Raw genomic sequence first — 26338 nt, forward strand, 5'->3', positions numbered from 1 at the left:
CGTTGTACACTCTGCTGTGGTAGAGTTGATGTCGCTTGAAGCTAGGTTGGTTTGTCCAATGGCTTCAAATAATAAAAATAAAATAATAAATACAGATCTATTTAAATAGAAAGGTTGCACGCCTATGTTAATCAAAACAAAATTAAATATTTTGTCCGGGGTGATCGTGTGTCTAATGGTCGCCAATCTTGTTGTAATTGATTATTCAATCCAACATGCTCAAGAGCTAGAACACACTCGAGCGGTGCTTGAAGAAATTCAAATTCATCAACTGCAATTAAGAAAGCATGAAAAAGACTTTCTAGCCCGTCGAAATATCAAATATCGTTCAAAGTTTGAACAGACCTATCAATCTTATCTAGCCGCCTTAAAAATCCTTGAACAAGCCATGGAGAAGCAAGGCTTTGATCAAGTGAATACTGATCAATTAAAGCGTTATTTTTCCGTGTATTCAGACCGGTTCCACAAATTGGTTTCCGCATATGAAGTCGTCGGGCTAGATGAAAAATCCGGTTTGCAAGGGGAACTCAGAAAACGGGTACATGAAATTGAAAAAACCATTAAGAGTCTCAATCAGCCCCAATTGTTGGCGGATACCTTAATGTTGCGTCGTCGAGAAAAAGATTTTTTATTGCGAATGGATCCGAAATATTTGGATAAATTTAATCAGGATTATGTCGTCTTTAGTGAACACATGTATTCCGTTGGTATCTCTGCCAAACTGACATCACAACTTCAGACTGAGCTGGATGCCTATCGACAAGCATTTACCGATATGGTTAAGGGGTATCAAGCCATCGGGTTTACCGAAGTGCAAGGCTTTCGGGGGGAAATGCGCCAGACCATTCACCAAGTGGATGGTGAGCTAGAGCAATTTCATCATGCATTTGTAGAGGCGATAGATGAGAAAATTGAGGCCTTTTATTTACTGCTGATGGTTTTATATCTCATCCTAGCAGGCCTGGTGATTATTGCGCTCCTTTTGGTGGTGCAAAAAATCTCTAGAAGTACCCAAAAACTGACCAATGTCTTTGAAAATCTACAACAGAACTATGACTTTTCAATCCGCAGTGACTTGGATGATCAAGATGAATTAGGACAGGTCGGTCATGTATTGAATGGGCTGTTACAGAATTTACAGCATGCTTTTGATGAAATTAACACGGCAACCACTGCGCTAGAAAAAGGCGCGTTTGATCAAAAAATTTCGGGAGAGTATCGAGGTGACTTGGCAACATTAAAATCGGGTGTTAATGGTTCGATTGATAATATCAAGAACGTGATGTGTCAGCTCAATAATACCTTAAATGCACTATCAGAAGGTCGGTTTGACGAAGAGGTTGAACTCTCGGCCGAAGGGCATTATCGACAAATGCTTGAAAAAACAGCAGGAGTCATGATCCAGCTAAATGGCATTATTGCCGATATTAATGGTGTGATGGCGCGTGTGAATGATGGGGACTTTAATGGTCGCATTGAAACCGATGCCCCAGGTGATTTAGGCGAGATGAAACAAGGTATTAATTTATCACTGGAGCATATTGCGGAAGCCATTGATGCAATCAGTCATGTGGTGGCGGCTCAGGCCGCGGGAGACTTAACCGTTAAGTTGCCAGATGGTAAGTTTAAAGGTCAGTTGCATGATTTAAAAAATGCCATTAACTACTCATTAAATAAAATGTCGGAAGTGGTGGAAGTGGCTTCTCAGGTCTCCAAAGAAGTCAGTCTAGCCGCTCAAGAAGTTGCTCAAGGTTCGAATAGTCTCAGCCAGCGTGTGCAAGAGCAGGCGGCTTCCTTGGAGCAAACCGCCTCTACGATGGATGAAATGACCAGTCAACTGAAACACTCTACCGATAATGCCCAACAGGCAGCGGGATTGGCACAAGAGGTACAGGGAAAAACTCAAAATGGCGAGCAAGTCATGCAAGAGACCATTGCAGCCATGCAAGAAATTGAGGAATCTAGTGGTCGTATTTCAGAGATAGTGAATCTGATTGATGGCATTGCATTTCAAACCAATTTATTGGCACTGAATGCTGCGGTGGAAGCTGCCAGAGCGGGCGACCATGGCCGTGGGTTCGCGGTGGTTGCCGGAGAGGTTCGTAATTTGGCTCAGAAATCGGCCGAAGCAGCTAGAGATATTAAAGGACTCATTGAGCAGAGTGGTGATAAGGTTAGTCAAGGATCGCAACTAGCCAATCGTTCTGGCGAGGTATTAAAGGAAATTCATGCCTCAATTGTGGATATGAGTCAAATGGTTCAGCAGATCGCGCAAGTGTCACGCGAACAAGCGGATGGCATTGGACAGGTGAATCACGCCATTGTCCAAATTGATAATGTGACGCAACAAAATGCCGCTCTGGTGGAAGAAACTTCGGCATCTTCTGAGAACTTAAATGGTCAAGCTGCCAAACTGAAACAGGAAATGGATTTCTTTAAGACGACCCGTGACGTTTCAATGCCATCACTGGCCTCTTCCAAGGGTCAAGCTCAAGCCAAATTAGCCGCAAAGCCTGCTAAACAAAATTTGAGCTCGGTTTCTGCTGTTGCTAAGCCGTCGGATTCGGTCAGTACACCGACGGATACGGAATGGGAAGATTTCTAGGGTGGTTCAAACACCTTTTCCGGCTATGAAACTGCTATTAGTTGATGACAATGCCATGATGCAAAAAATACAAAGTACCATTTTGCAAAAACTGGGTCATCAAACTTCAGTGGTCTCTAGCGGCCAACAAGCGCTAGAGGTGCTTTCTCGTCAAACATTTGATTGTATTGTGATGGATATGCAAATGCCCGATATGGATGGATTGGAAACCACGCGACGAATTCGGCAAAGTGGCAATCAAACTCCCATCGTTGCCTTAACCGGTAATGATGATGGCGCTTCCAGGCAGGCTTGTCGCCAAGCAGGAATGAATGGCTTTTTAACCAAGCCTTTGCAGACTTCTCAGGTTTCTCAGGTATTGGGTGGGATTAAACGAGGATGATATCTCGTGATTCTTAGGCTTTATTAATGAAAATCATGCGTTTTTTTTTACTGCTGCTCTTCCTGTTAATTAGTTATAGCGCGGCCATTGAAGTTTACTACTTTCAGAAACTAAAAGACCAAATTGCAGAAATTGCATTTGACCATCTTGAAGAGGACCTATTAGAGCTGACAGAAGATATTTCTATATTGATTTCTGATGCTCGTAATACCAATAAAATTTTTAAACAAATGAATTGGGTTGTTGTCAATAATCAGTTTGTTGATGAAGTCGTTATTCAGTCGCCAGCTGGGATTATTTATACCACCAATGCAAAGTTGATCCTGCCGGATTCTGATGCCCACTTGACGCTAGAGCAAGCCCGGATAGCACCCCAGAAGCTGTTTAATGAAAACCGAATACTCAGTCACCAAACCCCTGTGCAAACACGCAATGGTTCCTCCAGTTTTAGGGTTAGTTTTAAGACAAATAACCAAAACTATCAAGCCTTATTAGCGAAGCGGGTAGAGGCCTTTATTTTATTTTTCATTTTGCTACCCTTCATTAGCGTGGTGGTCTTTATTGCATTTCTTCGACGCTATATTGTCTTGCCGTTGAACCGGCTGGAGTCGTATGCATTCAACCATGACCAAGTTTTACCCCATTTCCTGATTGGAGAATTTAACTCCATTTATATGTCAATGAAAAAAGCCTTTTCCGGCTTGGAACAAGATCGACAACGGTTGTTCCAGCAGGTTCGAAGTGATCGATTAACCGGCCTCCCAAACCGATTAGCGCTCAAAGAATATCTTGGTATACAGGTGGCTCAAGCTCAAAAATCTCAATCGGCTTTTGCATTGTTATTCTTGGACTTTGATAACTTTAAATTTATTAATGACTCTCTTGGCCATGATAAAGGGGATGATATTGTTGCTTGTGCAGCTGAAGTCTTGCAGTCGCAGTTACCCAGCAATGGTTTTATTGCCAGAGTTGGTGGTGATGAATTTGTCATTGTTATTCCAGACTATCAATCTCAGACGCAGCTGGAGGTGTTAACACAGACATTGATCGATACCTTATTAGGGCTCAATGATTGTTGTCAGGCAGGCACACCGGTGAGCTGTTGTATTGGCATCGCCTGTTATCCGACGCAAGGCAAAAATTATATTGAGTTAATGCAGAAAGCCGATATTGCCATGTATGAGGCAAAGCGTCAGGGCAAAGGTCGTTATCATTTCTATTCACCTGAGCTCAATGATCGGGTACAAAAGAATATTGCTTTGGATCAGTCAATGCGACAAGCATTACAGAATAAAGAGTTTGTTTTGTATTACCAACCTAAAATTGATTTGAAGACGAAGACCGTGGTGGGTGCTGAAGCCTTAATTCGTTGGATTAAGGCGGATGGTGAGGTCATTTCACCGGCAGATTTTATTCCCATTGCCGAATTAAATGGGTTTATTGTCCAACTGGGAGAATGGGTATTAGAGGCCGCTTTTTTGCAACTTCAACTTTGGGCGAAACGCATGCCGGATTGTGTGTTGTCGATTAATGTTTCAGCACGGCAGCTAGCTGAACCGGGCTTTTGCGAATATCTGAAATCGTTATTAGTTAAGTATCAACTTGACCCAAGTAAAATTGACTTGGAAGTCACGGAATATTTATTCTTTGATCACTCGGTCGACAATTTGAAAACAGTCAATGATATCAGAGCGATGGGATTCTCTATCTCATTGGATGACTTTGGAACGGGGTTTTCATCCTTATCTTATTTGAAGAAATTTCATGTTGATCAGATTAAAATTGATAAAAGCTTTATTGATGACTTTGACTCAGAAAGCGGTGCTATTTTTATTGAAACCATTGTTAAAATGAGCGAAAGCCTTAAAAAACAAATTATTGCTGAGGGTGTTGAAACCGCTTCTCAAGCTGAATACCTGCAATCGGTTGGTTGTATTAATGTACAAGGCTTTTTCTTTTCAAAGCCATTACCCTTGCCAGAATTTGAGCGGTATTACCAAAAACACAAGCCCGCTGTCCTTTAGATTAAAATAACAAATACAAAAATAACAAAAAATGAGCACTCTACCATGACAAGTCAACGACTCTATTTCCGTATTTTGGCGTTTGCCATTCCCTTAATTTTGATATTGATTAGTTTTCACCTAATGGATAAAAAACTGGTCCGTGATCATTGGCAGCAGAATATGCAGTTTTCAGCGATACAGATGAAAGACAAGCTCACAAGTGAAGTTGAGGGTGTGATTGCTGATGTGTTGGCGATTGCGAAAGATTCTGCTCAAATTGAACTGGTTGCGGAAGGTAATTTACAAAGTCTGCAATCCCGCTTTATAGCGTTGTCACAGCATAAAAATCGTTATGCGCAAGTCCGTTATATTGATGAATCAGGCCAAGAAAGGGTTCGGGTCGATCATCAAAATGGCGCCCCTGTTGTTATTGAGTCTGATCAGCTTCAAGATAAAAGCAATCGATATTATTTCCAACAAAGTCATCAGATGCCTTCTGGAGGGCTCTATGTGTCTCCATTGGATTTAAATGTTGAACAAGGCCAGATTGAGCGCCCGCTAAAGCCAATGATTCGGTTTGCTTCACCAGTAGTGGATGTGGCAGGTCATCATCTTGGCATTATCATTATTAATTATCGTATTGGCGATGTTCTGAAATTATTTGAAGTGCCGCACCCAGAATCTGACGGTGGTAATTTATTATTACTCAATTCTAAAGGTTATTGGCTAGCCGGTGGGGATCCTGATAAACGTTGGGGAAATATGTTTGGCCATCGGCATAGTTTTGCGGAAGAAAGACCCAATAGTTGGGGCTATATAAGCGCCTTGTTGGATCAAAAGCAGTTTGTGTGGCAAGCAGATGGTTATTTCTATGCTGCGACAATCTATCGAGAAGCGGATTACATTCTTTCGCTAGCCAACGAGATGGACACCTCCCTTGTTAAGACGGATGATCCTTGGTTTGCGGTAGTCAGTGAAACAACACCTGAGGAGATGTTTGCAGGTGCTTATCAAAGACTACTGATTGCAGGTGTATTGGTTGCCATTTTGATCGTTGTGAGGGGGGCTGCAATGAACTATCTACGTAAAATAAAAAATAAAAAACATGTTGCACTCGCCCACGCAAAACGCATGACACAAATTGTTGAGCAAACATCGGACTTTGTGTTTATTACCGACCTGGATGGCAAAATTGAATATGTTAACCCGGCGTTTTGTGATGTGACAGGTTATGACAAACACAAAATCTTATCGAAACAACCGTCTATACTGAAGTCAGGACGTCACCCCCATAAATATTATGAGAATCTTTGGAACACCATCAAGACCGGAGGGACTTTTCGAGGCATGATGATCAATCGGCGAAGTGATGACAGCTTATTCTATGAAGAAAAAACCATTACCCCATTGATAAATGATGCCGGTAGATTAGAGGGATTTGTGTCCATTGGGAAAGATGTCACCCAAAGCGAAATCACAAAAAATGCCTTTCACGATCCGCTGACGGGTTTGGTGAGTCGAAGTTTATTTGAGGATCGGTTGGCCCATGAAATCGAACAGAGTCAGCGTTTAGGGACGCATTTAGCGCTGCTGTACTTGGATTTAGATGGTTTTAAACAGGTCAATGATACCTTGGGACATCAGGCAGGGGATGATATTTTGATTGCTTTTTCAGAGTTTTGTCTATCAGTGGTTCGTAAGAGTGATACGGTGTCACGGCTGGGTGGTGATGAATTTGCCATTTTAATGACCGGATTTAACCAATCATCAGATGTTGAAGCGTTAGCGACTAAATTAATTGAAAATATTCAGGATTCGTATTGGTGTCCAGATAACTGCAGTGGAACTCTTGGTGTGAGTATCGGGATTAATCTTTACTCAGCTGAGCAATCCGATATCGACCCTAAACAGTTTATGGCACAAGCGGATCAAGCCATGTATGTGGCCAAGAACGCAGGCAAAAATCAATATGCGTTATATACTGAATCAAATATCTAACACCTTTCAATCCTATTGAATTTTGCATGAGATTCGTTAGGAAAAGGTAATGAGAAAGAATAATATGCACTTAATAAAAGAGATGATTGGTCTTTCGGTCTCTGAAGCTAAAGCGGTTCAAGATCATAATGAATTCCTAATGGCTCAAATGCCGTATTTTGATTCATGTTTTAACCATTGGTTACAGAAGTTTGATTTTGAGAATACGCTTAAAGACCCCATTTTTAGAACCGATTTTTATACGATTTTTGTTTACTGTGAATTTACTGATCCGTTTTATAGTGTGATGTATGACCAAGCGCTGAGGTGGCATCGAGCAGGGCTTTCGCACAATCATGTCATGGTCATATTAAGTAAAGTCAGAAAAATTTTTATTTCCATGGTCGAGGAAAAAGCCAACCCTTGTCTAGCCAAGGGGTTGTGTCATACGGTCGATATGGTTCAGTCAATCGTGAACTCGGTATTTCAGTTGCATGAAACGCTACACAATATGAAAAAACGTTCCGAACTGGAAGTCGATAGAATGCAACGCACCTTTCAGTTAATCTCGTTAAGTGCGCCCAAGGTATTGTTACAAGCGTTTATTGACCATCAAAATTGGAAAATTAGAGCCTATGAAGCCGCACTGGGTGATATTGTTGATGCGAACTTCCCTTTTTCTACGTCAGAGTGCCAGTTGGGTAAATGGTTGAATTCTGGCGGGTTGGAGACCATTCCTGAAGACCAAAAAATGCAATTTATCGAAGCGCACGAAAAAGTTCATGAATTGGGCTATCTGGCATTGCAAGATGCGAGAGCACACCACCCAGAAAAAATTACCGCATTTTTAGGTGAGATGGAAAACGCCTCTGATCTTGTTTGTAATGTGCTGTTACAACTGATTAATGAGGTATTTATTCGAGCCTCGACAATGGATCACTTGACGGAGATTGCAAATCGCAATGCCTTTGGTGGGCAATTAGAGCAAAATATTTCGCTATCGAAAAGGCATCAGTTCTGGCTGGGTTTAATCGTAATGGACATTGATTATTTTAAACCCCTTAATGACAATTATGGCCATGCGTATGGGGATCAAGTGCTGAAAGAAGTTTCACAGGTTTTAGTCAGTTCAGTGAGGACGGAAGATGACATTTGTCGTTGGGGAGGGGAAGAATTCACCATTTTGGCAATTGATACCGATCCGGCAAATATACACAATTTAGCAGAACGTATTAGAATAAAGATTGAACAATCAGAATTTTGTCAGTCAACCGATTCACCCACCCAGTTAACGGTGAGTTTGGGGAGTGTGGCCTTACACCCACTGTTAGATAAAACGTCAGATGAAATTTTTAAAATGGCAGATGAGCAATTGTATTTAGCCAAACAAGATGGCCGCAATCGGGTGAAGGCAAGAATTATTGATAATTAACCTCAGTAAGGGCTTCGGCCCTTTTTAAGGTTAATGCGATTTGAGGGCGGGAGTTCCACCCTCGTAATGAGCTTATTGGCTAACGCAAACGATATTGTTACTGGTATTGATTTCAAAGTATTTTGAAGCGCAATCAAAGCCAGCTTTTAAGTTGGCATTACTGCTCATATTGCTAATGATTTGTGCGCCGCCCGTTAAATTCGCGATGGTATTTTGATAGGTTGCAGCATAGTAGCGAGGCCCTAAATCTCCACCCCAAGAACCGATTTGGCTAATCAATGGTGTAATGGCATCTTGTATGGCTTTAACATTGGCCGCCCCATCCCAGTTTCCCGTCAAATTTTCATTATAAGTGTTACACGCGGTATAACCCGCTTCGGTAATGCGATTGAGAATGGTAATGGCGACATTCAAAAATTGCTCGGTTTTAATCGTTGGCGCACCATAACCCAGAATCTGTTGATAACCGGAATCATTAATAAAACCATCAATATTGCTTTGTTTGACGCCGGTTATGACGGCGGTGACCAACCCATCTAAAATGTGGTAAACAATATTTTCTGTGGTCTGGCCTTGAGTCGCTGAGGCAATAAACTGGGTGTCGGTCAATTTTTGGATTTCGGTAGAGCCTTGCATAATGCGTTGGAGCCCTGTCAAAATAACTTGGGTACGGACTTTAGCAATATCTGTTGCGGTTAAATCGGAAATCGGTTTTTCTAGTAGCCCATCCACTGGGTCGCTTAACACATCGTCCTCAGTGACGGTGTCGCCAATTTTGGCGGAAAACTGATTTAATATGGCGACCAATTCGGTGGTGGTAATGGATAAGGCTGAGGTTGCGGTGGTGGCGGGGTTTAAGACTGCGCTTTCAGCGCCACTCGTGACCTTACCTTGAAGTGAGATAGAGTAGTTAACGCCATTATGCTGGCCATTGGATTTCGCTAGAACAGTGACGTCAGTTGTCGGCGTATAATTTTCGAAAATGTATTCACCACGGTTATCGCCAGCACGGGACAGTTTGTCGGTTGCGGCATCATATTGACCATTACTATTGAGATCAACATAAAATTCGGCACCAGAAATATAAGGATCAACGGCGGTAATGGTTAAGGATTTGGTCGAGGTTTCCGTCGTGTCTGTGGTGTCGGTTGTCTCTGTGTTGGTTGAATCGCTGCTACTGCCGCCACAGCCTGCGAGGGCTAGTGATAGAGCGGCTACAAATAGCGATGGAAGGAAAGGGGTCTGATGAGATTTCATAGCAATTTCTCCTGAGCACAATGGTTTTTTGTATCTTGTTATGGCTTAATGACGGTCATTGGAATTCACCTGAAGCAAGATACTTAAAAATGAGTGTTCTTTTTAGGATATACCTCTGCAGGAGGATTGCCAATTAAACCTATTTATCCGTTATATAATTATTCGCGAGAGTTTTATTGAATATTTGCCCAGGCCTGGGCAAATTTGAGTCGTTTTGAGGCAAATGAAACCTATTGGAGATCCTATGTCGATTAGAAACTATAAATCTTTTACACCGAACATTGCGGCGTCTGCTTGGGTAGATGAGTCTGCGGTAGTGATTGGTCAAACGGAGCTGGCGGAAGAGGTTGGTATTTGGCCGAATGCCACTTTAAGGGGCGATGTGAATGCCATCAAAATCGGTGCAAGGTCGAATATTCAAGATGGTTGTGTGTGTCATACCACTCATTCGTCGGAGTTTGGTAAAGGCTCTCAGTGTATTGTCGGTGCGGATGTCACCGTCGGGCACAATGTGGTGTTGCATGGCTGTGTGATTGAAGATGAATGTTTGATTGGAATGGGATCAGTGGTGTTGGATAATGCCGTGGTGCAAAGTCAGGTCTTGGTGGGTGCGAACAGTTTGGTGCCGGCCGGTAAGGTATTGGAATCGGGCCATTTGTATGTGGGGTCACCGGTTAAAAAACTGCGCGCCTTAACGGATGAAGAAAAGGCGTTTTTTAAATATTCCGCTGCACATTATGTTGAACTGAAAAACGATTATCAGCAGCAAGCAACGGAAGCGAACAGCCCGTCATAAAGGACAGTATGACCGCTATGGGCGCATTTGTGCCTGAATCGCCTCGATCACTGGTTGCATCTTGGGTTCAACGCCGCGCCAAATACGAAAGGCTTCTGCCGCTTGTCCCACTAACATGCCCAGTCCATCTCGAACCTGGCACTGAGGTTGGTGTTGTTTGGCCCAGTCTAAAAAGCAGGTGGGTTCAGCCCCATACATCATGTCGTACACCAAACTATTTTCGCCGATCAATTGGGGGTCAATGGGCAGTAGCTTGCCTTCCAGGCTGGCAGCAGTGCCATTAATAATAAGGTCGTAGCCTTGTTCAAGCAGCGGAATGGATGCCCAGTCACTGCTAGTTAAGTCGCACTTCGTTGTAAAACGTTCACTGAGCACTTGAGCTCTTTTGGCGGTTCGATTGGCAATATGCACCAGGCCTGGTTGTTTTTGCAGTAATGGATCCAGAATGCCTTGTACGGCACCGCCCGCGCCCAATATCAGTACGGTTTTGCCTTGAATGGCAAAACCAGCGTTCAGCTCAATATCATTGATTAAGCCAATGCCGTCTGTATTGTCGCCTAGTATTTTGCCTCCTTTAAAGTGAAAGGTATTGACCGCTTGTGCCAGTTGCGCCCGCTCACTAAGTTGATCGGCTAATTCAAAGGCATCTAATTTAAAGGGGACGGTAATATTTAGACCCTGATAGCCTTGAGCCCTTAACTGAGCAACCTTTGCTTGAAATGAGGTTTCTTCTGGGTCAACCAAGATGGCTTCATAGGTGAGGTCTTGATTCGTTTGTTCGGCAAATAGCCGATGTATCATCGGCGATTTAGAGTGGGCAATGGGGTTGCCAAGCACCGCATAACAGTCTGTCATTGCATTAGCCTTGTTTTGTCGCGGCGTCTTCCGCCAACCAAATAGCCGCAACCTTAGCATAGTAGGTTAAGATGCCATCGGCACCAGCACGCTTACAGCTTAACAAGGTCTCTAAAACCACTTTGCGCTCATCAATCCAACCATTCAGAGCGGCTGCTTTTAACATCGCGTATTCGCCACTGACATGATAAACAAAGGTAGGCGCTTTAAATTCTTGCTTGACACGATAAACAATATCAAGATATGGAATGCCCGGCTTAACCATGACCATATCGGCGCCTTCATTAATGTCCATCGCTACTTCATGAAGCGCCTCATTACTATTGCCGGGATCCATTTGGTAGGTTTTTTTGTCAGCCTTGCCTAGGTTACTGGCAGAGCCAACCGCATCACGGAAAGGGCCATAGTAAGCAGAAGCATATTTAGCAGAATAGGCCATAATTCGAGTATGAATGTGGCCGTGTTCTTCTAAATGCTCTCGAATTTCAATAATACGGCCATCCATCATATCGGAAGGGGCAACTACATCAGCTCCCGCTTCGGCATGAGACAGCGCTTGTTGCATTAATACATTAATGGTATCGTCATTTAGTACATAACCATTTTCGTCAATAATGCCGTCTTGACCATGGGTGGTGTAAGGATCTAAAGCGACATCGGTCATAATACCCATTTCTGGGACTTCCGCTTTCAGCGCACGTACGGCTCTTTGTACTAGGCCATCAGGATTGTAAGCTTCGGTCGCTTCTAGGGTTTTGGTATCCGCTGCCGGCACAGGGAACAATGCAACCATTGGAATGCCCAATTGATGGAGTTCTTTCACTTCCTCAATCAGTAAATCGATGCTTAGGCGTTCAATATCCGGCATGGATGGAATTGTTTCGCGCTGATTCTGTCCTTCAATGACAAACATAGGATAAATGAGATCGTCAGCAGTCAAGGTATGTTCACGCATTAAGTTACGTGAAAAAGCATCTTTTCGCATGCGACGCATACGGGTAATGGGGAATTGACGTTCAATCATGGAAATCTCCTAGTCTGTAAGTTGAAAGAATGATACGCTGATTAGGTTGAAAAATAAAGGCTACATAATAGAAGGCGAGGGTTGCAATTGCGGTTTGAAGATTTGAGATACGAATCGAGTAAACGGTAACACTCATCTCAATTGAAATAGATCAAATTGAATGTTTAGGAGGCATGATGTTAGATAATTTTGAATATACGTTTTTTGATGAGGCCATTGCGCAACGGTTTTGCCAACAGGTTGATGCGCTAGGACATGCTTCCAGTATTCGCGTTGACGAATCGCCCAATGGTGATGCATGTTTTGAAGTGAAGGTGATGGACGACTTGAGTGATGCGATGGCGGAGCAAATTGAAACGCTCTATAGCGATATGCTATTTGGCGAGCAGGCAGCACAGATTGAAGGAAATGAAGTTGGTGCTTTGGCGGATGTGTGTGGTGTGCAGGTGCAGTTGGCATCAGGCGACTATACGACCATTGCAGTGGATCCCGTGATTATGAATAAAATCTTGTCAGTGTTGACCATTGAAGAGTTGCAAGCCTTTTTAACCCAGGTGGCTGAAGATATTGAAACGCCGAAAACAGGCCCGATTTGTCAGCGTTCTGTATAGACTTTTTTGTAACACCATAGATTTAAATCGGGCTTGCATAAAAAAATTATATAAGCAAACTCTTATTTTGTTCTTGAAGTGAACTGGCTTAAAACATATTATAGACGACTAGAAAAACTGTGCACCCTTCTGCTTTTGAGCTGAAGCGTAACACAACAAAATTACTATGATGTTTTTCTCCTGGGAATCGATAAAGCTGGTTTATCTCTTTATTGTTTCTTTTGAAAGAAACATCCTAACTAGTAACCTCTTGACTTTTCGGTGTGAAGAGCACCCATCAAGGAGCATTAAATGACAGATAGAATCGTTGAAAAGGTTGCCACTCAAACGGATGAGAGTCGCAACCAAGGACGCCGCGCTTTCTTAAAGGGCGGTGCAGCTGTAGCTGGGGGCGTGCTTTTTACCAAAGCAGCTTCAGCAGCTGAAGGCAAAACCTATAATCCAACTAAGGCGGTTGCCCCTTACGCAGGTAAGGAAGAGCTAACGGATGTATTACAAGACGGCGCAGCACGTAAGAGTTTAGGCTTTGGGGTTCGTAAGTACCCTTATGGTATGCCTTCTCCTTATGAAAAAGAAGTACAGCGTCGCACCTTAGAATGGTTGACGCCAGATGCGATGGCATCAATTACCATGTCACCATTGCAAAGCTTGCACGGTATTATTACCCCTAACGGACTACATTTTGAACGCTTCCACGGTGGTGTTCCGACCATTAATCCAGAAGAGCATCGTTTGGTGATTCATGGTTTGGTTGAGCGTCCATTGATTTTCACAATGGATGATTTAAAGCGTTTCCCTTCGGTTTCTCGTATTCACTTTGTTGAGTGTCCTGCGAACGGAGCGATGGAATGGAAAGGGGTTCAGTTGAACTCAGTACAGTGGACGCACGGGATGATGTCTTGTGCAGAATATACTGGGGTGCGTTTGTCTGACCTATTAAAAGAAGCGGGGATCAAGCCTGAAGGTAAGTGGATTTTACCGGAAGGGGCAGATGCTTCTGGGATGTCACGTTCATTGCCAATTGATATTGCGATGGACGATTGTTTTGTAGCTTATGCCCAAAATGGTGAAGCACTTCGTCGTGAGCAAGGTTACCCAATTCGTTTAGTCGTTCCAGGTTGTGAAGCGAATATGTGGGTTAAATACCTACGTCGACTTTATGTTCATGATGTGCCTATGCAGCACCGTGAAGAAACCTCTAAATACACTGAATTGATGCCTGATGGAACAGCTCAACGCTTCTCTTGGTATATGGAAGCTAACTCAGTGATCACTTATCCTTCACCAGACTTTAAAATGCAAGGCCCTGGTAAATATTACATTCGTGGCTTAGCTTGGTCAGGTCGTGGCAAAGTAGCACATGTTGATGTCTCTGTTGATGGAGGCAAAAACTGGAAAGAAGCGCACTTTACATCACCCGTGCTAGATAAGGCTTGGACGCGTTTTGAACTGGAATGGGAATGGGATGGTAAAGAAGCTTTCTTAATGAGTCGAGTGACGGATGAAACAGGCTATGTTCAGCCGCCTATGCCGCAAATGCGTAAATTGGAAGGTACGAACAACGTTTACCACCGTACAGCGATGGTTACTTGGCGTGTCCATGATTGGGATGGTGGCAAAAACGGAGGAATGATTGAAAATGTTCAGTACTAAACAAACAATAATCGCAGCAGCGCTTGCCTTAAGTTCGGCAACGGTGTTTGCAATGAGTGGTAGCCCAGACTCTAATAAAGAAGTGGTTGCTAAAAAAGATGGCTTATATGCATCTAACTATGTCGAAATCATCAAAAATGCAGATGGAAAATATCTTGATGCAAAAGTGATTGAAGCGATTTTAGGTAAGGATGCGACACACGGACGTGCTGGATTAAAAGGGAAGCTAGACCCTGCAAACCCTTATTCTTTTGAGGTGGATGACAGCATTGATGGTGGTAACCATGGTAATTCACAATGTAAAGTGCCAGCCGCTTTTGTTGAAGTGCATGATAGTGTGAATAAGAATTACTACAGTGATGCCGACTTTGTGGCCAATGGTTTTGGAACGCCGATTGCAGAATCTGCCTTAGAGAAGTGGAATATCACGGTTGATGGTGATGGTAAAGGCTTGCCTGATCCGTCAGTTGGAATGACTGTTGAAGAAGGTGCGAAAGTGTATGTACAGTTTTGTGCCATGTGTCATGGTGAGTTTGGTGAAGGAGCCAAAGGGTACTTGCCTTTAGCTGTGGATCAGAACCTAGTGGCATCTGACTTCCGTGATCCAGCACCGATGAAAACAGTGGGTAACTATTGGCCTTATGCGGTCACTTTCTTTGATTATATTCGTCGTACTATGCCTTATTGGACGCCTAATGCACCGTTTATTGGTGATAAAGGGTACATGGGGATTACGGCTTACATTATGCAATCTAACTATATCCCAGTTGGCTTTGATGAAGATGGTGAGCCGATTGAGTTGGATTATGATACCTTCTATAACTCAGAATTGTTGATGAAGCAAAACCGTTATATGAAGAACCAAGGCAACTTCTTCTGTGATCACCGTCCTGTTGTCCACAACGAACGTTGTATGAACAACTGTCCTGATTCACAAGTCGGGAATGGTAAAGGGGATGTGCATGATTATGTTCAAGCCCGTAAACTTCCTGACGGAACTTTACAGTACAACGTGCCACAGCGTTTACATGAAGATCCTCCAGGTGTAGGTCACGCTGGAATGTAAAAAGTGATCATCACTCATAAAAAACCCGCTTCTATTAGCGGGTTTTTTTACCTTGAAGAAAAGCAGAATTAGTAAAAATCAAGCAAGCCAGCTTTTGCCGGCGCTTAAAAATTACCTGATGTGATTGATTAACTTGTTATTAATGAGAAATGGCTTTCTCAGTAAATAAGTAGTCAATTTCATTCAAAAAAGTCGTTTTATCATTCAATTCAGTATTTTTTCATCCAAGTACAATGTTATTCCAAGTCTCTTTGAAGCTGAAGATCTGGTGATTCTTCAAATGAGTAATGTTGCTCATTGAAAATGCGCAGACAGGCATCAACAATTGGTGCATCTAAAGTAATGCCGCTTTGTGCAGTGATCTCTCTTAGAGCGGCTTCAATGCCAAGTGCTCCTCGATAGGGTCGATGTGATGTCATTGCCTCAACCACATCGGCGACGGCAAGAATTTTAGATTCCAACAAAATAGCATCATTTTTTAAGCCCTTCGGGTAGCCGGAACCATCAATGCGTTCATGGTGTTGCAGAATGATTTGGGCAATCGGCCACGGGAAGTCAACGTCTTTAAGGATATTGAAGCCAATAATTACATGTTCTTTGATTAAACCAAATTCCATTTCACTCAGCGTTCTAGGTTTAGACAGTATCTCTGCTGGAATACCAATTTTCCCCAAGTCATGAATTGACGCGGCTAAATAGAGTCCATGTATACGATCAGGCGACAGCCCTAGTTCTGTGGCAATTTTAGAGCACAAATCAGCAACGCGTCTCTGGTGTCCGGCGGTATAGGGGTCTCTTTCTTCAGTGGTATAGCCGATTAATTGTATCGTTTGTTCAAGACTATGCTGTAGACGGACTTCATATAGTATTTTATCTGCTGATGTCTTCAGAGCAGTGAGTCCAAAGGAAAGGTCTTGTGTTTCTCTGCTAATAAGCTGTGCTCTGTAGGAGACCAAATATCAAGTTTGGAACTGTAGAGTGTTAAACAGGCGGTCTTATTATTGGGTAGCTGAAAAGGCAACGCAATAGCAGATTTGAAACCACGTTTTGATGCTTCTTTCTGGCAATGAGTCATTTTCAAGTCTGTAGCAATATTGTCAGAAAATTCAATTTTCTGTGAATGGATGGCACGGCCTGTAAGGCTATTGGAAAAATCATCTTTTGATGTAGTGATTTTACATAGTTCTAAATAGCCGTCATCCTGTCCGAATTGGGAAATGACTTTGACATTCTTGTCATCGTGATCCTCTGTTAAGCCAACCCATGCCAGTAGATATCCGCCTGACTCTACCGCGATGCGGCAATATTCGGTTAGCAAGATCATTTCTGTGTCAGATTTAAGCAGTGCAATATTGCTTTCACTGATCATTTTAAGGGATCGGGTGGTCGCTCTTAAAGCGATTTCAGCAAGGTGTCGCTTGGTGTTGTCTCTTATATTGCATTGGATCACTTTAGTGCCTTCGCAATCATAAACATTGCTGACAAACTCAACAGAAATGCATGCTCCATTTTTTGCCACCAGTGGTAAGTCATCATAACGAATGAAACGATTGGTCTGTAATTCGATGAAGGCTTCTTTGTTCAGTAAAGTGTCCTTAAAAGCACCGATTTCCCATATTTTTTTTCCTAAAAGCTCTTTATGGGAGTATCCCAGAATGTTTTTCAAAAACGGGTTAGCATCTTCGATTTCGGCAGTTTCAGCATTGAGGAGCAGGATCCCGTCTTGAGCGGATTCAAATAATCGACGATAACGCGCTTCGGAAATGCGCAAGGCTTTGTCTGATTCAGAAGGCGTTGGCATATCGTCTTTAGGTGACGATGATTTCGAGTGTGGCATGAGAACCCCTCTTAAGTGCAGTAGAATCCACTTTACGCCTTAATATTGAGATAAACAACTGGAAATTCCGAAGGAGTTTATAAAAAAGACTTGTGATTTATCTACTTAGATAGCTAAGAATAGTGATGATGCGTTGCAATTGTCGGCCTGAACGAGCTTCGTTCTAATATAATGAGTAACTAAAATGGGGTTTAATTAACCTTTTGTTTTATTGTGGAAATTTGCAGGGATGAATCAAAAGCTAACTTTTAATAGACGTTGTTATCGTTTATTGTCTCAGGTGCCAGCAGGTAGGGTTACAACCTATAAGGCGCTTGCCGAGGCTTTGGGAACAAAAGCTTATCGAGCAGTAGGTCGGGCAATGAATCAAAACCCGAATCCGATTCAGGTCCCTTGTCATCGTGTGGTGAATGCTGACGGGCATTTGGGCGGTTATGCCTTTGGTCTTGAGCGAAAACAACAACTCCTTGAAGCAGAAGGGTTGGAAATTCGATCCGGCAAGATTCAGGACTTCAAAAGTAAATTGCATCCACTAGTATAAAGTGGCCATTGTAATTAATTCGTCAATCTCGTTGTTTTGTGGCACAATTTAACCTTTAAAATTTTCTTACCCAAGTCACTGCACAAAATGTTTTTATGGAATAGACGCTCATGAAGTCAAAAAACCAAGCCCCTTTAGTCAAACAGTATTTACCTGGTCAGGTTGTTTTTAAAGAAGGGAGTCAGGGCGATAAGGTTTATATCATTAAAGAGGGATCTATTAAAATTACGGCCCAAAGTGGTGAGAAATTGGTGACCTTAGCGGTGTTAAATAAGGGAGCCTGTTTTGGTGAAATGTCGGTGATTTCGGCCACTCCGCGTGTGGCTTCGGCAACCGCAGAAACCCCTTCTGAAGTCTATGAGATAGATCGTAAACAGGTTGAAACGATTATTGATGGCCTGCCCCCTTTGTTTCGGGTGATAATCAACTCCTTGATTAAAAGAGTGACCAAACTGAATCAGTTTGTATTGGATAAGTCGGCGAGTAGTACCCCTTTGTTGTCTTTAGCAAACTTGATGAAATTAGTATATTTAAAGCTTCCTAAGTCAGAGTCATCTGAAGATCTGGATGAAATGTTGGAAGTTGAAAATAAAACGGCAACAATCGATGTACAGGAAATTATTCAATATAGTCACGATATCATGGGATTATCGACCACAGGTTGTCAAAAACTGTTAGACATATTTGTTAAATTCAAATTGATAAAAATCGACAAGAATCAAGTAACCTTTAATCCCTTCGCTTTATTGCAAGATACGCGCGATTTAATTCATGCATTAGAATCAACCACCAATACCGAGCTGAAAGCTGAGTTGGAGTATATCGATTTAATTGAATTGGCGAAAAAACTAAAGCTTGAACCCCATGCATTATTAGATGCTATTCGGATTGGTCGAATTAGTTTAGATGCGGTGGTGTTAAAGCAATCCATTGTGAAGCGCTGCATGGAAGAGCAAGGGCGCCAAAGTTTTTATTAAACATTTGGTCTAGGCGGTTGTTATTTGGATTTGTTTCCGTTAAAATGCGCGATTCTTTTGAAAGAAGTCATTTTTTTTATAGGCCTTAATTTTTCATATTTTTGGGTCTTAGTTTAATAGGATTGAACTCATGAAACGTACATTTCAACCCAGTGTGATTAAGCGTGCTCGTACTCACGGTTTCCGTGCTCGTATGGCAACTAAAAACGGTCGTAAAATTCTTGCGGCTCGTCGTGCGAAAGGGCGCAAGCGCTTAGCAGTTTAAGTCGTGTCTATTGATGGACCACGACGCTCAACAACTTGCTGATAGGCCAAATGAGAATCTTACTCAGTGTAAGGCTCATTTGGTTTCTCATTCTCTTAATAACGCCAAATTTCCCAAATCCGCACGTCTTCTCTCTCCTAAGCAGTTTAAGTTTGTTTTTGCCAAAGCCCAAAAGTTCTCTAATCGTCATTGGACCTTTATCGTGCGACCAAATCAGCAAGCCGCTCCCCGCTTGGGTTTGGCCATTGCCAAAAAGCAGCTGATGAAATCGGTTTGGCGTAATCGAGTAAAAAGACTGGCTCGCGAAACATTTCGTCAACATAAACAAGCGTTAAGCGGGTATGATATTGTCGTTTTAGGGCGGCGCGGTATGCAAGAGGTTGATAATGAAACCTTGTGTAACAGTTTTGAGCATTTAATTCGTCAGCTCAAAAAGCGTGGAAAAAAGCCTGTTGAGGATAAAAAGTAAATTTGTGCACTCAACTTAGTCGTTTTGTGTCGTTATTTTTGAAAAGTATAGGAAAGCTGTACCAATGAATATGAGATCTTTTTGGTGGTTAGCACTGGCGTTTACGTTATTGTGGATATGGTTGCAATGGACACAATTTCAACATAAGCAGTCTCAGCCAGTGGTTGTACAATCTCAGGCTGAAGAGCAGGCCGTGAATTCGGGTGATGTGCCAACCGTTGTCAATGAAGACGTTCCCGCTGCGCATTTAACGACACAGGACGTCCCTGTTGCCAAAACACAAATGGCAAAAGGACAGCGTGTTATCGTAAGAACCGATGTATTAGAGTTGGTTATTGACACGCAAGGTGGTGATATTCGCGATGCTAAGTTATTGAGTTATGCTGCCAGTGAAGATCGTTCACAGCCATTTCACTTAATGGGCGATTCAGGGCAAATGCTTTATGTGGCTCAAAACGGTTTGGCTTTGCAATCAAAGGCGGTCTTACCCGCACCAACCCATAAATCACTTTATCAAGCGCAACAGCGTGAATATGTGATGACGGGTGACAGTCTATCTGTGCCTTTAACCTGGACAGAAAATGGCGTTAAGGTCACTAAAACCTATACCTTTAAAAAAGGTGACTATGTTGTTGGCTTACAATACCAGGTAGAAAACCAAACCGATCAGGAATGGGCGGGTAGCTTGTATTCACAATTGGTTCGTAATCCTTATGATCCAGAGCACAATGCGATGATGTATACCTATACTGGCCCCGTGCTTTATGATGGCATGGCTGAAAGTAAATACAACAAACATGCATTTGACGACTTACAGCAGCAGCCAGTCGCAGGTTATCAAACCACGGGTGGTTGGGCCGCAATGATTCAGCACTATTTCATGTCGGCGGTGATCCCAGATCAAGCCAGTCAGAATCGTTTTTATGCCAAGCCGGTTGGAGAAGGAAACTATGCGGCAGGTGTTGTTGAACCAATCACAACCGTGGCACCAGGTGAGTCCGGTGTCCTCAGCTCTACCCTTTATATTGGGCCGATTATTCAAGATAAACTTGAAACGATTGCACCTGGATTAGAGTTAACGGTTGATTATGGTGTACTGACCATTATTGCAAAGCCAATCTTTTGGGTGCTGGAACAAATTCATTCATTTGTTGGAAACTGGGGTTGGTCGATTATCCTATTGACGGTTTTAATTAAGTTATTGTTTTATAAGTTGTCTGAAACTTCCTATCGTTCCATGGCACGATTGAAGAAGTTCCAGCCGAAATTAAAACAGCTTAAAGAAAATTATGGCGATGATAAGGTCATTTTCCAGCAGAAAATGATGAAGCTGTATAAAGAAGAAAAAATCAATCCGTTAGGCGGTTGCTTACCAATTTTAGTTCAGATGCCTGTTTTCATCGCACTGTACTGGGTATTGCTTTATTCGGCAGAAATGCGCCAAGCGCCCTGGATGCTGTGGATTCAGGACCTATCGGCCAAAGACCCTTATTATATTTTGCCGGTATTGATGGGGATTTCGATGTGGGTGCAACAGAAATTGAACCCATCGGCGATGATGGATGAAATGCAACAGAAAGTGATGAAGTTCTTACCGTTTGTCTTCACGGTCTTCTTTATGTTCTTCCCAGCTGGTTTAGTACTTTACTGGGTGGTCAACAATATCTTGTCCGTTGCACAACAATGGTATATCACTCAGAAAATTGAAGCAGGTGAAGAAAAATAATTTGCATCCCTTGCTAGTGGAAAGGCTGGCAAGGGCATAACGTTTATTATAGGAAGGAAATATTTCATGCAATTAACCTATCAAAAAGTGGGAAAAGACCATCCTATGTATGGCCAGGTTGAATTTTTAGTTGCTGATGGGATGACACCTGTGTGTTACAAAACTTCAGAAGGCTATTTGCCCATTGCTTCTGAAGCCACCGTTCAGAATTCAGCTAGCAGCCAACCGGAAGTAGAGACTCGCCCTTTATATGTGTTGTCTTTTAAGGTAAATGATGAAACCGAAGAAATGACCTTTACTTCAAAAAAGAAAGTGCAAAAGACGCAGCAAGCACTGATGGAAAAACCCTTTGTGTCTGATGTGAAGCTACAAACGTATCAAGTTATCGCTTAGTTCTTTCAGATTCAATTGAATTGTGAGATGTCCAAAGCGCCCATTACCGGGCGTTTTTTGCTTTAAGAGTACCAGACAGAGATCCGATATGTCAGAAACCACAACTGAAACCATTGCGGCTATTGCGACCCCTCCTGGACGAGGTGGGGTAGGGATTGTCCGCATATCCGGCGCAAATGTGCCTGATATTGCTCGGCAGATACTGGGTGTGCTTCCTGCACCTCGGTATGCTCACTATGGCAATTTTTTAGGAGCCGAAGGTCAGGTTCTCGATCAAGGGATTGCATTGTATTTTCCCAATCCTCACTCCTTTACCGGTGAAGATGTGCTGGAATTACAAGGACACGGCGGGCCGGTTATCTTGCAGTGGTTATTAGAACGGGTGGTGCAGCTAGGCGCACGGTTAGCAGAGCCAGGCGAGTTTTCTAAACAAGCATTTCTGAATGATAAGTTAGACTTGGCGCAGGCTGAGGCAATTGCAGATTTAATTGATGCTAGCTCCCAACAGGCTGCAAAGTCCGCTTTGAGGTCTTTGCAGGGCGCATTTTCGCATGAGGTGAATACATTACTCGAACAGCTGATTCAGTTACGTATTTATGTTGAAGCGGCAATTGATTTTCCAGAAGAAGAAATCGACTTTTTGTCGGATGGTAAGGTTGCTGGGGAATTACAGTCAATTTTAACCCAGTTAAATCAGGTTTTGGCATCGGCTCAACAAGGGGTCTTGTTGCGTGAAGGAATGTCGGTGGTGATTTTGGGCCGCCCAAATGCGGGTAAGTCCAGTTTATTAAATGCCTTGTCAGGGCGGGAATCTGCCATTGTTACAGACATTGCTGGTACGACGCGAGATATCGTTAAAGAAGAAATCCAGGTTGATGGATTACCGTTGCATGTGCTGGATACCGCTGGCTTGAGAGAAACGACCGATGCAGTCGAACAAATTGGCGTGGCAAGAGCTTGGTCAGCAATTGAAGAGGCGGATCGAGTGTTGGTGGTGGTACAGGCCAATGAGTCCATACACCCAGAAGATCAAGCAATTTTAGCCAAACTCCCCAGTCATTTGCCGGTTACCTTGATTCATAACAAGATTGATTTAATTGAAAAAGCCCCAGGCCTGGTCGAATCTGAAGACCAAACAGAGATTTGGTTATCTGCCAAACATCACTTGGGTATGGATTTACTCAAGAATCATTTAAAAACGGCGATGGGGTATCAACAAACGGCGGAAGGCGTTTTTATGGCAAGAAAGCGCCATTTAGAAGCATTGAATCAAGCATTACATTTCGTTGAAACTGGGCAAACCCAGCTTCAGCAATTTGCGGCGGGTGAATTGTTGGCAGAAGATTTACGCCAAGCACAACAGGCTTTATCGGAAATTACCGGCCAATTTAGTTCAGATGATTTACTCGGCCGAATTTTTACCTCTTTCTGTATTGGAAAATAACCATGACAAAAACTCCGATTTCAATCACTATTGAAGGCCTGTCACAGGAAGGCCGTGGTGTGGGTCGCCATCACGGGAAAACCGTTTTTGTGATGGGGGCCGTACCAGGTGATCAGGTATTGGTGAAAGTGGTTGCGCAACATAACCGTTATGATGAAGCTGAAATTATCATGCTAGAACAAGCTTCTCCAGACCGTCGGGAACCCTTATGTCACTATGATTCGGAGTGTGGCGGTTGCCAATTGTTACAGTTAAAGCCTGAAGCGCAACGACATTGGAAATGGCAACAGTTTCAAACGGACTTATCGAAAGCCGTTGACATCAAGCATTGTCAGTTGGAAGCGCCCATTTATGGCGAAGAAGAGGGTTATCGTCGTCGTGCACGACTGGTGTTGGGGCGCAATAAGTCCGATAAACTGCCAAAGCTTGGCTTTCGGGCAAAAGGATCAAATGAGATTGTTGATATCGAGCAATGCCCAATGTTGACGTCGGCTTTAAATCAAAGTCTGGTCGACAAACGCCAGCAACAGCTCGCGGCGGCCAGTCGTTCCTTAAAAGAATTGACCGTGGTTGAAGCAGATAATGGTATTTTTTGGTCGGATCAACAGCCAGAAGTACTTCCTTGTTATCAACTCGGCGATTTGACTTTGAATTTCCCTGTGACGGGGTTTGTGCAAGTCAATGCCGACATTAACCAACAAATGGTCAATCAGGCATTAGCTTGGTTAGCCTTGTCGCCAAGTCACCAGGTTTTAGACGCTTTTTGTGGCGTGGGGAATTTTTCATTGGCGATTGCGCAGCAACTCCATGATCAGCAAGGAAAAGTCATTGGTATTGAAGGCGATGCAGACTTAGTCAAAATGGCACAACAGAATGCCACAACCAATAAGTTGGACAATGCTCACTTTTACAAGGCCGATTTGTTTCAGCCCGTGATCGATTTAGCGTGGTTTCGTAAACAAAAATACGATAGCGTTTTATTGGATCCTGGCCGTCAAGGGGCGTTTGCCTTGTGTAAGGTGTTAGGCAAATTAAAACCGGAGCGCATTGTTTATGTGTCTTGCAATACGGCGACTTTAATTCGCGATTTAAAAGCATTAACGGAACAAGGTTATCGATTGAAAAAAGCCACGCTATTGGATATGTTTCCCAATACGGCCCATACGGAAGCGATGGTGTTGTTGGTCAAATCGGCCAAGCCGGCTAACAAGCGAAAAATCGGTGTCTTTAAGTTATAAGAGGCGAATTGTGTCAGCAACTCAAAAAATCCCACTTACCAAAAAAATTGCCACAGAAAAGCAAGCCATCAAACTGGTTATGCTGGGCGATTTAATCATGGCGGTATTTGGGCTAGTCTTTTTCTATTTAACCCATTCTCAAGCCATTTTGATGGATGCTGTCTATCCGTTTGTCGATATGGTTGCAGGACTCTTGACGTTACGGGTGGTGAGCCTAATGGCTCAACAAGCCCACCAAAGCCAACCATTTGGTTATGCCATTTTTGAACCGGTTATGAATTTCATTAAAGGCATTTTAATTTTATTGGTTATTTTGGTGGGATTATATGCCTCTGTAAAAGCGATTATTCTCGGTGGGCATCATATTGAAGCTGATACAGCCGTTTTTTATTCCGTGTTGGCGACGGTTATTAATTTCGTATTAGCATATCTTTTGTATCGCATGAATCAAACGGCACAGTCGTCAATGATTGAAGTGGACTTGCAAGGCTGGATCGTCGGTGGCATTTTAAGTGTTGCGGTCGGACTCTCTTTCTTAGCGGTGATTTGGATGGAGTCGGCAGGTTATCATCGATGGGTACCTTATATGGATCCAATCGTGCTGTTGGTACTGATTTTAATGATGTTACCGATGCCGTTAAAGATTCTAAAAGAAAATGGCTTGCAGATAATCGGCCGTAGCGATAATGCTGAACACCTTGCCCAACTTGATCAAATCACGTCAACGGTATTCGCAGAAGTCTCCGTTGTGGATATTAAACTTCGTGCATTACAAGCTGGCAGAATGATTTATGTGCAGGCTTATATTCAACTTTTACCTGACACGTCATTTGATCTAAGTCAACAAGACCATTACCGTAAATTGCTGTATCAACGACTTAAACAAACCAATGATTATTTATCACTGGATGTTATCTATACAGCACAGCCAATTTCGATTTCACGCAGTGTTGGAGAGGAAGTCACATAAGGTGTTAGAGCAAAAACTGCCAGTTCAAAGAACTGAATGTGACATGATTAAAACTCCAGTTTGTTTGAAGTGGTGTGTTGTATGGCGTATTTAGAACCGGTTAATGCCGTTGTTGAAGAGACGGAAATTAAGAAAAGTCGCTTTATCGCTTATGCTAAAAAAGTGGTTTCCCGTCAGCAAGCAATGGAATATGTCTCAGAATTAAGAGTCGCCTACCCAGATGCTCGACATGTTTGTTGGGGTTATGTTATTGGGGATCCAAATAATTCGACCAACTCGGGATGTAACGACGATGGTGAACCCAGTGGCACAGCGGGGAAGCCGATTCTGAGTCAAATTCACTACAGTAATATTGGCAATGTTGTGGTAGTCATTGTTCGCTATTTTGGCGGCATTCGCTTAGGTGCTGGCGGACTGGTTCGAGCCTATCGGGAGTCAGCACAGAAGGGATTAAAAGCATTACAAACAGAAGACTATATCCCCAAATTGGAACTATCACTCGATTGTCCTTATGAAGAGGAGGCGCTCATCAGAAGAGTGATGGCCTCTTTACAGGGTGAGATAACTGATGCAATATACACTACCCAGGTTAACTTATTGGTGAGTATTCCAACGCACTCACTGACGTTGTTACAAGATCAACTGGCCAGTTTATCCGCAACCATTATTGAGAACTAAGGATCTTTATTTTGGATCGGTCATGGGCTGATAGCCAAATCTGATAAATGCGTGTTGAAAAACGGAGGGGCGGTCAGCCCGAAAGCGTCAATGAATATTCAGTAGAAATTAGTCAGTTTCCCTTTTGTAATTGGCG

General features: G+C 42.9%; 24 protein-coding genes. 19 read left to right on the top strand and 5 right to left on the bottom strand.

What is annotated here, in order from left to right; all coding sequences use genetic code 11:
* Positions 1-124: 124 nt before the first annotated feature.
* The 5 genes from CYQ88_RS04780 to CYQ88_RS04800 are packed head-to-tail and all read left to right on the top strand — an operon-like array spanning position 125 to position 8402.
* Complete coding sequence (locus tag CYQ88_RS04780; protein ID WP_101840212.1) at positions 125-2605, top strand: methyl-accepting chemotaxis protein; 2481 nt, start codon at positions 125-127, stop codon at positions 2603-2605.
* Between the two features lies 1 nt (position 2606).
* The gene (locus CYQ88_RS04785) at positions 2607-2987 is read left to right on the top strand and encodes a response regulator (protein ID WP_101840213.1); all 381 of its coding nucleotides are present in this window, start codon (positions 2607-2609) and stop codon (positions 2985-2987) included.
* 26 nt (positions 2988-3013) lie between these two features.
* Positions 3014-5011: a bifunctional diguanylate cyclase/phosphodiesterase gene (locus CYQ88_RS04790; RefSeq protein ID WP_101840214.1), complete on the top strand. Its 1998-nt coding sequence runs from the start codon at positions 3014-3016 to the stop codon at positions 5009-5011.
* A 45-nt stretch (positions 5012-5056) separates the two neighbouring features.
* Positions 5057-6991, top strand: a complete 1935-nt coding sequence (locus CYQ88_RS04795; RefSeq protein WP_101840215.1) for a diguanylate cyclase domain-containing protein — start codon at positions 5057-5059, stop codon at positions 6989-6991.
* 49 nt (positions 6992-7040) lie between these two features.
* Positions 7041-8402, top strand: a complete 1362-nt coding sequence (locus CYQ88_RS04800; protein ID WP_101840216.1) for a sensor domain-containing diguanylate cyclase — start codon at positions 7041-7043, stop codon at positions 8400-8402.
* A gap of 72 nt (positions 8403-8474) precedes the next feature.
* On the opposite strand, the gene CYQ88_RS04805 is transcribed toward CYQ88_RS04800, so the two are convergent.
* Entirely contained in the window at positions 8475-9659 is a 1185-nt protein-coding gene (locus tag CYQ88_RS04805; protein ID WP_101840217.1) for a hypothetical protein, read from the bottom strand.
* 244 nt (positions 9660-9903) lie between these two features.
* Between CYQ88_RS04805 and CYQ88_RS04810 the strand changes: the two genes are divergently transcribed.
* Complete coding sequence (locus CYQ88_RS04810; RefSeq protein ID WP_101840218.1) at positions 9904-10455, top strand: gamma carbonic anhydrase family protein; 552 nt, start codon at positions 9904-9906, stop codon at positions 10453-10455.
* A gap of 15 nt (positions 10456-10470) precedes the next feature.
* Here the strand turns inward: CYQ88_RS04810 and aroE are convergent, their stop codons facing one another.
* Entirely contained in the window at positions 10471-11310 is an 840-nt protein-coding gene (gene aroE / locus CYQ88_RS04815; RefSeq protein WP_101840219.1) for a shikimate dehydrogenase, read from the bottom strand.
* A 4-nt stretch (positions 11311-11314) separates the two neighbouring features.
* Entirely contained in the window at positions 11315-12334 is a 1020-nt protein-coding gene (gene hemB, locus CYQ88_RS04820; RefSeq protein WP_101840220.1) for a porphobilinogen synthase, read from the bottom strand.
* A gap of 173 nt (positions 12335-12507) precedes the next feature.
* Between hemB and CYQ88_RS04825 the strand changes: the two genes are divergently transcribed.
* The 3 genes from CYQ88_RS04825 to CYQ88_RS04835 all read left to right on the top strand — a co-directional run bounded on the left by CYQ88_RS04825 (position 12508) and on the right by CYQ88_RS04835 (position 15664).
* Positions 12508-12945, top strand: coding sequence for a hypothetical protein (locus CYQ88_RS04825; protein ID WP_233188814.1), 438 nt, complete (start codon positions 12508-12510; stop codon positions 12943-12945).
* Between the two features lie 291 nt (positions 12946-13236).
* Positions 13237-14598, top strand: a complete 1362-nt coding sequence (soxC, locus tag CYQ88_RS04830) for a sulfite dehydrogenase (protein WP_101840222.1) — start codon at positions 13237-13239, stop codon at positions 14596-14598.
* Complete coding sequence (locus tag CYQ88_RS04835; protein WP_101840223.1) at positions 14585-15664, top strand: c-type cytochrome; 1080 nt, start codon at positions 14585-14587, stop codon at positions 15662-15664. The genes soxC and CYQ88_RS04835 overlap by 14 nt, the downstream gene beginning before the upstream one ends.
* A gap of 236 nt (positions 15665-15900) precedes the next feature.
* Here CYQ88_RS04835 and CYQ88_RS04840 read toward each other — a convergent pair whose 3' ends face one another.
* The gene (locus tag CYQ88_RS04840; RefSeq protein WP_101840224.1) at positions 15901-16620 is read right to left on the bottom strand and encodes an HD-GYP domain-containing protein; all 720 of its coding nucleotides are present in this window, start codon (positions 16618-16620) and stop codon (positions 15901-15903) included.
* Entirely contained in the window at positions 16551-17501 is a 951-nt protein-coding gene (locus tag CYQ88_RS04845; protein ID WP_199170160.1) for a PAS domain S-box protein, read from the bottom strand. Before CYQ88_RS04845 ends, CYQ88_RS04840 begins: the two co-directional genes overlap by 70 nt.
* Before the next feature lie 229 nt (positions 17502-17730).
* Here CYQ88_RS04845 and CYQ88_RS04850 point away from each other — a divergent pair, with 229 nt between their 5' ends.
* From CYQ88_RS04850 to CYQ88_RS04895, 10 genes are all read left to right on the top strand, one after another.
* Entirely contained in the window at positions 17731-18042 is a 312-nt protein-coding gene (locus CYQ88_RS04850) for an MGMT family protein (protein ID WP_101840225.1), read from the top strand.
* A 110-nt stretch (positions 18043-18152) separates the two neighbouring features.
* The gene (locus tag CYQ88_RS04855) at positions 18153-19019 is read left to right on the top strand and encodes a cyclic nucleotide-binding domain-containing protein (RefSeq protein ID WP_101840226.1); all 867 of its coding nucleotides are present in this window, start codon (positions 18153-18155) and stop codon (positions 19017-19019) included.
* Positions 19020-19149: 130 nt separating this feature from the next.
* A complete protein-coding gene (rpmH, locus tag CYQ88_RS04860) occupies positions 19150-19284 on the top strand; it encodes a 50S ribosomal protein L34 (protein WP_101840227.1) in 135 nt (44 codons plus the stop codon).
* A gap of 13 nt (positions 19285-19297) precedes the next feature.
* Positions 19298-19753, top strand: a complete 456-nt coding sequence (rnpA, locus tag CYQ88_RS04865) for a ribonuclease P protein component (RefSeq protein ID WP_101840228.1) — start codon at positions 19298-19300, stop codon at positions 19751-19753.
* A gap of 64 nt (positions 19754-19817) precedes the next feature.
* The gene (yidC, locus tag CYQ88_RS04870; RefSeq protein WP_101840229.1) at positions 19818-21479 is read left to right on the top strand and encodes a membrane protein insertase YidC; all 1662 of its coding nucleotides are present in this window, start codon (positions 19818-19820) and stop codon (positions 21477-21479) included.
* Positions 21480-21545: 66 nt separating this feature from the next.
* Positions 21546-21872: a hypothetical protein gene (locus tag CYQ88_RS04875; RefSeq protein ID WP_101840230.1), complete on the top strand. Its 327-nt coding sequence runs from the start codon at positions 21546-21548 to the stop codon at positions 21870-21872.
* An 88-nt stretch (positions 21873-21960) separates the two neighbouring features.
* Entirely contained in the window at positions 21961-23316 is a 1356-nt protein-coding gene (gene mnmE / locus CYQ88_RS04880) for a tRNA uridine-5-carboxymethylaminomethyl(34) synthesis GTPase MnmE (RefSeq protein ID WP_101840231.1), read from the top strand.
* 2 nt (positions 23317-23318) lie between these two features.
* Positions 23319-24554: a 23S rRNA (uracil(1939)-C(5))-methyltransferase RlmD gene (rlmD, locus tag CYQ88_RS04885; protein WP_101840232.1), complete on the top strand. Its 1236-nt coding sequence runs from the start codon at positions 23319-23321 to the stop codon at positions 24552-24554.
* Between the two features lie 10 nt (positions 24555-24564).
* Positions 24565-25524, top strand: a complete 960-nt coding sequence (locus CYQ88_RS04890) for a cation diffusion facilitator family transporter (protein ID WP_233188815.1) — start codon at positions 24565-24567, stop codon at positions 25522-25524.
* An 81-nt stretch (positions 25525-25605) separates the two neighbouring features.
* Positions 25606-26202, top strand: coding sequence for a YigZ family protein (locus CYQ88_RS04895; protein WP_101840233.1), 597 nt, complete (start codon positions 25606-25608; stop codon positions 26200-26202).
* The last annotated feature ends 136 nt before the right edge of the window (positions 26203-26338 follow it).

The sequence above is a fragment of the Hydrogenovibrio sp. SC-1 genome (genome assembly GCF_002848135.1).
Taxonomy (GTDB): domain Bacteria; phylum Pseudomonadota; class Gammaproteobacteria; order Thiomicrospirales; family Thiomicrospiraceae; genus Hydrogenovibrio.

Excerpts from the sequence above, each read along its gene's own strand:
- aroE (WP_101840219.1), bottom strand. The coding sequence starts at position 11,310 with ATGACAGACTGTTATGCGGTGCTTGGCAACCCCATTGCCCACTCTAAA.
- CYQ88_RS04825 (WP_233188814.1), top strand. The coding sequence starts at position 12,508 with ATGATGTTAGATAATTTTGAATATACGTTTTTTGATGAGGCCATTGCG.
- CYQ88_RS04805 (WP_101840217.1), bottom strand. The coding sequence starts at position 9,659 with ATGAAATCTCATCAGACCCCTTTCCTTCCATCGCTATTTGTAGCCGCT.
- rnpA (WP_101840228.1), top strand. The coding sequence starts at position 19,298 with ATGGACCACGACGCTCAACAACTTGCTGATAGGCCAAATGAGAATCTT.
- CYQ88_RS04795 (WP_101840215.1), top strand. The coding sequence starts at position 5,057 with ATGACAAGTCAACGACTCTATTTCCGTATTTTGGCGTTTGCCATTCCC.
- mnmE (WP_101840231.1), top strand. The coding sequence starts at position 21,961 with ATGTCAGAAACCACAACTGAAACCATTGCGGCTATTGCGACCCCTCCT.
- CYQ88_RS04855 (WP_101840226.1), top strand. The coding sequence starts at position 18,153 with ATGAAGTCAAAAAACCAAGCCCCTTTAGTCAAACAGTATTTACCTGGT.
- CYQ88_RS04800 (WP_101840216.1), top strand. The coding sequence starts at position 7,041 with ATGAGAAAGAATAATATGCACTTAATAAAAGAGATGATTGGTCTTTCG.
- CYQ88_RS04845 (WP_199170160.1), bottom strand. The coding sequence starts at position 17,501 with ATGCCACACTCGAAATCATCGTCACCTAAAGACGATATGCCAACGCCT.
- rpmH (WP_101840227.1), top strand. The coding sequence starts at position 19,150 with ATGAAACGTACATTTCAACCCAGTGTGATTAAGCGTGCTCGTACTCAC.
- CYQ88_RS04875 (WP_101840230.1), top strand. The coding sequence starts at position 21,546 with ATGCAATTAACCTATCAAAAAGTGGGAAAAGACCATCCTATGTATGGC.
- CYQ88_RS04780 (WP_101840212.1), top strand. The coding sequence starts at position 125 with ATGTTAATCAAAACAAAATTAAATATTTTGTCCGGGGTGATCGTGTGT.
- CYQ88_RS04835 (WP_101840223.1), top strand. The coding sequence starts at position 14,585 with ATGTTCAGTACTAAACAAACAATAATCGCAGCAGCGCTTGCCTTAAGT.
- yidC (WP_101840229.1), top strand. The coding sequence starts at position 19,818 with ATGAATATGAGATCTTTTTGGTGGTTAGCACTGGCGTTTACGTTATTG.
- CYQ88_RS04810 (WP_101840218.1), top strand. The coding sequence starts at position 9,904 with ATGTCGATTAGAAACTATAAATCTTTTACACCGAACATTGCGGCGTCT.
- hemB (WP_101840220.1), bottom strand. The coding sequence starts at position 12,334 with ATGATTGAACGTCAATTCCCCATTACCCGTATGCGTCGCATGCGAAAA.
- CYQ88_RS04895 (WP_101840233.1), top strand. The coding sequence starts at position 25,606 with ATGGCGTATTTAGAACCGGTTAATGCCGTTGTTGAAGAGACGGAAATT.
- rlmD (WP_101840232.1), top strand. The coding sequence starts at position 23,319 with ATGACAAAAACTCCGATTTCAATCACTATTGAAGGCCTGTCACAGGAA.
- CYQ88_RS04790 (WP_101840214.1), top strand. The coding sequence starts at position 3,014 with ATGAAAATCATGCGTTTTTTTTTACTGCTGCTCTTCCTGTTAATTAGT.
- CYQ88_RS04850 (WP_101840225.1), top strand. The coding sequence starts at position 17,731 with ATGAATCAAAAGCTAACTTTTAATAGACGTTGTTATCGTTTATTGTCT.
- soxC (WP_101840222.1), top strand. The coding sequence starts at position 13,237 with ATGACAGATAGAATCGTTGAAAAGGTTGCCACTCAAACGGATGAGAGT.